Origin of the sequence: Microbacterium sp., from assembly GCF_032084865.1 — a bacterium.
In the GTDB taxonomy this organism is placed as follows: Bacteria; Actinomycetota; Actinomycetes; order Actinomycetales; family Microbacteriaceae; genus Microbacterium.
Genome location: NZ_DAMDLU010000087.1, coordinates 4,918 through 12,155 on the forward strand (window position 1 = coordinate 4,918; position 7,238 = coordinate 12,155).

Consider the following 7,238-nt stretch of genomic DNA (forward strand, 5'->3'; position numbering starts at 1 on the left):
GAGCGGCAGACGCCGCCGGTGCACACCGGCGGGCGCGGGCCGAAGTGCGACGAGATGTACCCGCCGTGCGGACGTCGCCAGGCACCGGACCCCGACCCGCCGCCGCCACCTCCTCCGCCACCGCCGCCACCGCCGCCACCGCCGCCCTGGTTGTTCTTGGCGGCCTCCTCGGCCTCGCGGCGAAGCCGTTCGGCCTCTTCGGCGCGACGACGCGCTTCCTCTTCCTTCCGGATGCGCTCGCCCTCCTGATAGCCGGCGACCGTCGCGGTGGTGTTGTCCTTGAGCGCGGCGAGCTGCGCCTGCAGCGTCACGAGGTTGGCCTGGCGTTCTTCGAGCGCGGCCTGCGCCGCGTCGGCGGCGCGCTGCGCGGCCTGCATCTTCTCTTCGGCGATCTTCTGCAGACGGTCGCGCTCGTCGCGGGCGGTGGATGCCTGATTGCTGAGCGACTGAGCAGTGTCGCGAGCCGATGCCGCACGCTCGGCGACCGTGCGGTTGTACTCGACGAGCTTGTCCATGCTGCCGAGGCGAGCGAGCAGGTCGTCGGCCCCGTTGGAGGACTCGGAGAGGAAGAGCTCGAGGGCCGCCTCGTCTCCGCCGCTGCGGTACAGCTGGTTGGCGACCTGGCCTGCCTTGCGGGCGCTGTCGGCGGCGATCTTCGCCTGCTCGTCGGCCTGCGCCTGGAGGTCGTCCGCCTTGGCGGCCTGGTCGAAGTACGCCTGCTGCGCGGTGAAGAACTCCTCGCCGGCCTTACGGGCGGCTGCTTCGGCTGCTGCGGCCTGGTCGGTGAGCTGCTGGATCAGCGCTTCGATGCGCGTGATCTCCGACGCCTTCGCCCCTTCACTGGCCTTGGCGCGCTGCACGTCATCCCAGCTGGGGTAGCCGGCGGCCCGGGCGCTCTGCGTGGTCGCAGAGACGCCGAAGGCCGAGAGGGCGACGGCGCTCAGGGCTCCGACGGTCAGAGCGCTTCGGCGGGTGAGCTTCGAGCGCGACCAGAGGGCCTCGCGTTCTGCAGCAGTCGGGGCGCAGCCGCAGTCGGCCCCTGCGGACCGGGCATCCGCAGTAACGTGCTCGTTCACTCGGCTCCTTTCGCCGGATTCACAGCTGTAACAGTAACAACATTCGTCACAGTCGCACCAGGTGCCGGCTTCCCCGCAACCACGCAGGAAGACGAGAGGCATGCGTCTCGTCTGTACATAGTCCTCCCGAAACGCCCGGGATGTAACCCGACGCGCCCTCGATTTCGTTTTTCGCCGCGACAGCCCTTATGCTTGAGCGTCGGCAAGGGAAACCCCCGGGAATCTCTTCGGCCCCATCGTTTAGCGGCCTAGGACGCCGCCCTTTCACGGCGGTAGCACGGGTTCGAATCCCGTTGGGGTCACTCCATCCGATACAATTGAAAACACCAGTATGGCCCTGTAGCGCAGTTGGTTAGCGTGCCGCCCTGTCACGGCGGAGGTCGCGGGTTCAAGTCCCGTCAGGGTCGCTCCGTGCGACGAGCTCTTTCTTCGGAGAGGGCTCTTCGTCTAGGACGCGGCAGCATAATCGCCGCGCGGCTCTGTAGCTCAGTTGGTAGAGCGTTCGACTGAAAATCGAAAGGTCACCGGATCGATGCCGGTCGGAGCCACACGGCTGATCATTACAATCGGCCCAGAAACCCTCGCCTAGCTTCTACATGGCGGGGGTTTTGCTTTGCCCTGACAGCACGGAACCGGCTGCCGCCTCATCTCTCGCGGGGATAGACACCGCTACCTCTTCTCGGGCGTCTCGGGCGTCTCGGGCGTGCTCAGCAGACCGGTGACTCGGTACGGGATGACCTCGCGCAGGAACAGGCTCGTCGAGGTGCGCACGATACCGGGGCAGAGCCGGATCTCCTCGCTGACTCGGTACAGGTCATCCGGAGTTGCCGCCACGACGCGCAGAAGCAGATCATCATCGCCCGCAGGAGCGAAGCATTCGAGAACCTCCGGGATGTTCTTCAGCGCATCGATGGCCTCGGCGATCTGGTGCTGGTCGAGTTCCGCGCGGACGGACGCGGCGACCGGTCGGCCGAGCGCCTCCGGGCGAAGGCGGGTGGAATGCGGGCGCAGCAGGCCGGCCGTCTTCATCCGCTCCAGCCGGGCATGGACGGTTCCGCGTGCGAGGTTCAGACGCTGCGCCAGGATCGCCACCGGCATCCGCGGGTCGTCGTCCATTGCGAGAAGTATGCGTCGATCGGTCGCGTCGAGCGAAGCGGTCATGGTGTTCACTCCTGACGTCTGTTCGCTCACAACACTAGTCATATTGTCCAGCCGGTGACCCATCGGTTGCGCACGCATGGTCATCGGTCTTTACTGAGCAAACAGAACGTTCATCACAGAGCAGCGGAATGGTCGGGTCGGCCCACGAACGTCGCGGCCCGATGCGCGCGGGTCACAAGCTCAGCACGCAGCACCATCCTCCACACAGCTCTGCGACGTCGGCGGTGCAGTGCGCTTCGCGCATCGCACCGCCGACGACGTCGCGCGTGAAGAGGTCGTCAACAGCGGCGTCATGGATGAGACCGTCATAGTGTGGCCCGCATGGCCGATCCCGACTCCGCACACGTTCCGACATCCCGACCGATGGATGCCTGGCTCGACGCCCTCAGCCAGCCCAACGGCTCCCCCGGCGGCGGGGCGGCGACCGGCGTGCTGCTCGGAGTCGCCGCCGCCCTGATGGGCATGGTGGCGGGGTACACGCCCGACAGCGCTGCCGCGTCGGCCTGCGCGGCGCGGCTCGAGCGCCATCGCGCGGATGTGCTGCAGGCGGTCGAAGCCGACGGGGTGCTGTCGGTGCGGTTCGGGGCGGCACTGGCGCTGCCGTCCGACGACCCGCAGCGCGACGAGCAGGTCAGCGCCTCCGCCGTCGACGCCGCCGAGTCGGTGGCGAGGCTCGGGGCGATCGGCATCCTGCTCACCTCCGACGCGCAGGTGCTCGCCTCGGCAGGCAATCCGCACATCGCAGTCGACCTGGCGGTGGCGATGGAATCGCTCGCCGCGGGGTTGTCAGGGGCGGCGATGAGCATCCGTGCGAACCTGCACATCGCCGGCAGGCACGACGCAACCACCACACGGCTGGCGAGCCTCGAGACCGACGTCCGCCGGTTGCTCGAGGCCCGCCACCGCATCACGCAGATGATCGAGGGGATCTCCGCGGGGCTGGACTGACCGCAGCCTCAGCCGGGGTACACCCCGATCTCCTTGATCGAATAGCCGTACGTCGTCGTGCGCTCGGTGCACAGCACGCGCACGTGCCGCGTCGTCACCGCGTCGAACGTCGCCGTGTCGAGGCCGCCGTCACCGGTCGTCGTCGACCACACCGTGCGCCAGGCGGCGGCGTCGTCGGACACCTGGATCTCGTACGACTTCGCGGCCGCCTTCTCCCAGTCGATGCTGACCCGGTCGAGGCGGTGCTGCTCGCCGAGGTCGACGCGGATCCACTGCGGGCTCGCGCCCCAGTTGCCGCTCGCCCATCGGGTCGACGCCTTGCCGTCGACGGCGCGACTGGCGGCGTAGCTCGTGAACGGGTTGTTCTCGTTCGAGCTGGCGTACGCGCCCTTGCCGGTGGCGATGTTCGTCGCACTCTGGAACCCGCGCGTCGCCTCCCAGGTCTGCAGGTACGACTCCGCGCCGCGCATCATGCTGTCGACGATCTCGGCACCGCCGCCGGTGAGGCGCACCTGCTCGAGGTAGTCGGGCGTGAGACCGGTGTGGGCGAAGCCGTCGACGTTGATGTCGAAGGTGCGCTGCCCGCTGACCTGCCGGTCGACGACGGTCGAGCCGTCGGCCGCGGTGAACGGGTACTGCACCTCGACCGGCGCCGAGCCGCCGGCGGGGTGTCCGCCGAGCCCGTTGAAGTCCAGCCCGAATCCGTATCCCTTGTCGTACTTCTCGCGCAGCGCCTTCTCGTCGCGCCAGTCGGCGACGAACTCCTCGGCCGCGTGCGGGTAGGAGGTCTTGAATCCGCCGAGGCGGTACAGGCGCTCGCTCCAGCCGGCATCCATCCAGCTGTGGCTGGACAGCACGCCGGGATACTGCTCGGCTTCGAGCACGTCGAGCGCCTGACCTGCCGCCTTCACGCTCATGTGGTCGAGCTCGACCATCATGTTGCGATCCATCATCGCGCGCAGCGCGTATTCGCCGAGCTTCGTCATGCCGCGCACGTTGCACTGCGCGCCGGACGGGTAGGTCGGCGGATCGGCGCCCTCGAGCCCGTCGGGCACCGGAGCGTTGCCGATCGGGTTGTCGTGCTGCGGCCCGCGGCACGCCTCGGTCTTCCAGTACGTTCCCGTCGAGTAGAACTGCCCGACGTTGATGATCGTGCCCATCGTGCCGGGATCGAAGCGCACGCCGCACAGCGCGTTGTCGAACTTGTGGCAGAGGAACATGCTCGAGATGCCGAGCCCCTGGAACTCGTCGAGCCCGCGGTCGATGTCGGCTTTCGAGCACTGCGCGACGTCGAGGATCATCTTGCAGCCGAACGGCTCGCTCATCTCGACGCCGAGCACCACCGCCAGCTTCCCCTGCTGGATCACCTCACGCGCCTGCGCGGGGTCGGTGACGATGCGGAAGAAGCCCTTGCCCTGCCCGCCGTAGAGGCCGTCGATGTACGCCTCCATCTCACGCACCTTCTTCGCCTCGAGCCGGATCGCCGTCATCTCATCGCACGAGCGATCCTTGGCCATGATCGGCAGCGAGCAGATCACGCCGTTGGTGACGAGATCGTTCACCAGCACGCGCTGTCCCGAACGCCAGGCGCGCTCCACCCAGGCGTAGTACGCGGCCTGATGGCTGAGCGAGGTGGTGCTCGGCCAGTGCGCGAACGTCGGCCAGCCCACCGGATCGTGGGTGCCGTTCGCACCCCCGGTGAGGTTCTCGAAGATCGCGAGCTCGCCGTTCGGGTAGTGGTCGGGGCAGTCCTTCAGGGCATCCGCGACGCCCGCCGGTGAGAAGGGAGCACCGCAGATCAGCCGGCCGCCGAAGCCCTCGTTCGAGTTCAGGTGCGTGTGCGAGTCGATGTATCCGCGCACCGGCTCTCCGGGGCCGGAGGTCGTCGGCGCGCCGGAGACGTTGAGCTCGACCTCTTCAGCCGGTCTATTCGGGGCATCCCACCAGCCATCGGATGCCGAAGCGGATGCCACTGCGCCGGCGGCCGGTGCGGCCGCCAGGCCGAGGACGACAGCTGCGGCGGCGAGCGCAGCGCCGACAGATCGTCGCCGTCGCATCCGGGAAGTCGGGGATCGCCACCCGCGCGGGGAGGGGGTTGGACGGACGGATGCCTGATGCACGATGAGCCTCCTTGCTCTGTGTCCAGCACCGTACTGTGGGACGAGCGTCCCAGTCAATCGTCCAGCAGCCTTCACCCTTGCACCGTGTCGCCTCCGAGGCTTAGTATCGGTCGAAGTGGGACGAGTGTCCCACTTTCGCCCACCAGGAGACGACGATGCTCGCTGACGCCACTGCCGCCGCCACCCCGCACGCCCTCGCCCGCGCGCTGCCTGAAGGATTCGTCCTCGGCACCGCCACCGCCGCGGCGCAGATCGAGGGGGCGACCACCGCGGGCGACCGCACCTCGAGTGTGTGGGACCGCTTCGCCGCCGAACCCGACCGGATCATCGACGGCAGCGACACCTCCCGCACCGCCGATCACTACCACCGCTTTGCCGAGGACATCGGGCTGATGCGCGAGCTCGGCGCCGACGCGTACCGCTTCTCGTTCTCGTGGACGCGCGTGCAGCCCGGCGGCTCCGGCGGCCTGAGCCGCGAGGGAGCCGACTTCTACGACCGCCTGCTCGACCGCCTGCACAGCGCCGGCATCCGCCCTTTCGCGACGATCTCGCACTGGGACCTGCCGGTGGAGTACCCGCAGGGCTGGCTCGATCGTGACACCGCCCAGCGCCTGGGTGACCTCGCCGGCCTGCTCGGCGAGCGCTTCGGCGACCGGATCGACTCGTGGATCACCATCAACGAGCCGGCCACGGTGACCCTCAACGGCTATGCGCTGGGTCTGCACGCCCCCGGACACAGCCTGCTCTTCGACGCGCTGCCCACCGTGCACCATCAGCTGCTCGGCCACGGCCTGGCCGTGCAGGCGCTGCGCGCGGCGGGGGTTCCCGGCCGGATCGGCATCACCAACACGCACAGCCCGGTGATCCCGGCATCCGACTCCCCGGAGGATCACGCGATGGCCGCCCTGTTCGACCTCGTGCACAACCGGATCTACGCCGACCCGGTGCTGCTCGGCCGCTACCCCGAGGCTCCCGACTTCCTCGGCGACGCGCTGGCGGCCTTCGACGAGGTCCCGTCCGAGGATCTCGCGCAGATCCATCAGCCGCTGGATTTCTACGGACTCAATTACTACATGCCCACCCTCGTCGCCGCCGGCGCCGGCGAAGGGGAGAGCCCCGACGGAACGAGCGCGGCGATGGCGGATCTGCCGTTCCGGCTGCTCGCGTTCGAGGGCGTGCCGACGACCGGCTTCGGCTGGCCGATCCAGCCCGCCGGATTCGCCCGCGCACTCACCGAGATGCAGGAGCGCTACGGCGACGTGCTGCCGCCGGTGTACATCACCGAGAACGGCGCGAGCTTCCCCGACGAGGTCGGCCCCGACGGCACCGTCGACGACACCGAGCGGGTCGCCTTCTTGCGCGACCACCTCGCGGCGGCACTGGCGGCCGTCGCGCCCGGCGGGCCCGCGGAGGGTCTGGATCTGCGCGGCTGGTTCGTGTGGTCGCTGATGGACAACTGGGAGTGGGCGGCCGGGTTCACGCAGCGCTTCGGCCTGGTGCACGTCGACTTCACCACCGGCGAGCGCACCCCGAAGTCGTCGTTCCGGTGGCTGCAGCAGCTGATCGCGGCGCGCGCCGAGGCGCGCTGACCCACGACCGCACGAGGCCCGGCATCCGCTGATCGGATGCCGGGCCTCGGCGCTTTCGTCTCCGCTGTTCAGCTGCCCAGCACCCGCTCCAGATACCGGTTCGCGAACACCCGCTGCGGATCGAGGTCGTTCCGAACCTCGCGGAAGTCCGCGAACCGCGGGTACGCCTCGGCGAGATCGGCAGCCGCGCGTCCGTGCAGCTTGCCCCAGTGCGGCCGCCCGCCACGCGCGCGCATGATCTGCTCGACGGCGCGGAAGTACGGCTGCGGGTCCTCGCCCACGGCCCGGTGCACCGCGATGTACGCCGACGATCGCTGATACGCCGTCGACATCCACAGCTCGTC

General features: G+C 69.0%; 6 protein-coding genes and 3 tRNA genes. 5 read left to right on the forward strand and 4 right to left on the reverse strand.

The window, feature by feature from the left end; genetic code table 11:
• Window positions 1-1,076, reverse strand: a 1,076-nt coding sequence (locus RT309_RS09975; protein WP_313356719.1) for a M23 family peptidase, incomplete at its 3' end; no start/stop codon positions are given.
• A gap of 229 nt (window positions 1,077-1,305) precedes the next feature.
• Between RT309_RS09975 and RT309_RS09980 the strand changes: the two genes are divergently transcribed.
• The 3 genes from RT309_RS09980 to RT309_RS09990 all read left to right on the forward strand — a co-directional run bounded on the left by RT309_RS09980 (window position 1,306) and on the right by RT309_RS09990 (window position 1,624).
• A tRNA-Glu gene (locus RT309_RS09980) sits at window positions 1,306-1,378 on the forward strand.
• 31 nt (window positions 1,379-1,409) lie between these two features.
• Window positions 1,410-1,483 (forward strand) — tRNA-Asp (locus tag RT309_RS09985).
• A gap of 68 nt (window positions 1,484-1,551) precedes the next feature.
• Window positions 1,552-1,624: transfer RNA gene (locus RT309_RS09990), tRNA-Phe, on the forward strand.
• Between the two features lie 121 nt (window positions 1,625-1,745).
• Here the strand turns inward: RT309_RS09990 and RT309_RS09995 are convergent.
• Window positions 1,746-2,237 carry an Lrp/AsnC family transcriptional regulator gene (locus tag RT309_RS09995; RefSeq protein WP_313356720.1) on the reverse strand — a complete coding sequence of 164 codons (492 nt, stop codon included), beginning with the start codon at window positions 2,235-2,237 and terminating at the stop codon, window positions 1,746-1,748.
• A gap of 321 nt (window positions 2,238-2,558) precedes the next feature.
• On the opposite strand from RT309_RS09995, the gene RT309_RS10000 reads away from it, so the two are divergent.
• On the forward strand, window positions 2,559-3,185 hold the full coding sequence (locus RT309_RS10000) for a cyclodeaminase/cyclohydrolase family protein (protein WP_313356721.1): 627 nt from the start codon (window positions 2,559-2,561) through the stop codon (window positions 3,183-3,185).
• Between the two features lie 8 nt (window positions 3,186-3,193).
• Here the strand turns inward: RT309_RS10000 and RT309_RS10005 are convergent, their stop codons facing one another.
• Entirely contained in the window at window positions 3,194-5,242 is a 2,049-nt protein-coding gene (locus tag RT309_RS10005; RefSeq protein ID WP_313356722.1) for a discoidin domain-containing protein, read from the reverse strand.
• Window positions 5,243-5,460: 218 nt separating this feature from the next.
• Here RT309_RS10005 and RT309_RS10010 point away from each other — a divergent pair, with 218 nt between their 5' ends.
• Window positions 5,461-6,894 carry a family 1 glycosylhydrolase gene (locus RT309_RS10010; protein ID WP_313356723.1) on the forward strand — a complete coding sequence of 478 codons (1,434 nt, stop codon included), beginning with the start codon at window positions 5,461-5,463 and terminating at the stop codon, window positions 6,892-6,894.
• 68 nt (window positions 6,895-6,962) lie between these two features.
• Here RT309_RS10010 and RT309_RS10015 read toward each other — a convergent pair.
• A partial coding sequence (locus RT309_RS10015; RefSeq protein ID WP_313356724.1) for a D-arabinono-1,4-lactone oxidase occupies window positions 6,963-7,238 on the reverse strand: 276 nt, incomplete at its 5' end.

Coding starts and splice junctions, on each gene's coding strand:
- RT309_RS09995 (WP_313356720.1), bottom strand. CDS start 2,237: ATGACCGCTTCGCTCGACGCGACCGATCGACGCATACTTCTCGCAATG.
- RT309_RS10010 (WP_313356723.1), top strand. CDS start 5,461: ATGCTCGCTGACGCCACTGCCGCCGCCACCCCGCACGCCCTCGCCCGC.
- RT309_RS10005 (WP_313356722.1), bottom strand. CDS start 5,242: ATGCGACGGCGACGATCTGTCGGCGCTGCGCTCGCCGCCGCAGCTGTC.
- RT309_RS10000 (WP_313356721.1), top strand. CDS start 2,559: ATGGCCGATCCCGACTCCGCACACGTTCCGACATCCCGACCGATGGAT.